Origin of the sequence: Klebsiella sp. K47, assembly GCF_051858335.1 — a bacterium.
Lineage (GTDB): Bacteria > Pseudomonadota > Gammaproteobacteria > Enterobacterales > Enterobacteriaceae > Klebsiella > Klebsiella pneumoniae.
The window spans coordinates 1-248 of record NZ_JBPYUI010000173.1 but is presented as its reverse complement, the minus strand read 5'-3'; the positions used below and the strand labels follow the sequence as shown (position 1 = coordinate 248).

1 pseudogene is annotated in these 248 nt (G+C 64.1%); it reads right to left on the bottom strand.

The annotated features are described in order from the left end of the window. Positions 1-248, bottom strand: a pseudogene (locus RRF55_RS27585) (F0F1 ATP synthase subunit beta); the annotation flags it as partial.

The window sequence follows — 248 nt, the reverse complement described above, 5'->3', positions numbered from 1 at the left end:
GCGGTGTCGTAATGCTCGTTGCCGATGACCAGCGGGTCCATCTGGCGGCTGGTGGAATCCAGCGGATCCACGGCCGGGTAGATACCCAGCGAGGCGATCGAACGCGACAGGGTCACGGTCGAATCCAGATGGGCGAACGTGGTGGCCGGCGACGGATCGGTCAAGTCATCGGCGGGCACGTACACGGCCTGGATCGAGGTGATCGAGCCATTCTTGGTCGAGGTGATGCGCTCCTGCAGGACGCCCAT